The sequence below is a fragment of the Vibrio sp. 10N.222.49.C9 genome (assembly GCF_041474985.1).
GTDB lineage: Bacteria > Pseudomonadota > Gammaproteobacteria > Enterobacterales > Vibrionaceae > Vibrio > Vibrio crassostreae_C.
On sequence record NZ_JBFRVD010000461.1, the window covers coordinates 1 to 539 of the forward strand.

The following is a 539-nucleotide window of genomic DNA, read 5'->3' on the forward strand; positions in this document are numbered from 1 at the left end:
CAGTAGAATACAGTCCAACCTTGGAACCAAGCTTCGTCATCACGACCGTGCGGGTTACTTAGTGGAATGATGTTCTCAACGTAAGACACTAGCGTTGTAGAGATGCTAGCGAAGGTAACGTGGTAGCCAATGATCAATACAAACACGAGCAATACAAACGCAATGATCATGTTGATGTTAGAAACCAGTTTCACACCACCATGCATACCGCGCATTACCGACACAATAGCAAGTAAGGTAACAAAACTGATAACCGCTACCTGCATACCAAAGCCAGCTTCAACACCAAACACATGTTGAATACCACTTGCCGCTTGCTGAGCACCAAGACCGAGCGATGTTGCAAGGCCAAATAGTGTCGCGAGTACCGCAAGAATATCAACAATATGACCCGGCCAACCCCAAGCGCGATCGCCTAAGATCGGGTAAAAGATTGAACGGATAGAAAGCGGCAGGCCCTTGTTGTACGCAAAGAATGCTAAAGAAAGCGCGACAACACCATAAATAGCCCAAGGGTGAAGACCCCAGTGGTACATAGT

Annotated in this window: 1 protein-coding gene; it reads right to left on the bottom strand. The window is 47.1% G+C overall.

Features of this window, described 5'->3' with window-relative positions:
- Nucleotides 1-539 (bottom strand): BCCT family transporter (locus tag AB4585_RS23990; RefSeq protein WP_372171257.1); only part of this gene is annotated, 539 nt, incomplete at both ends.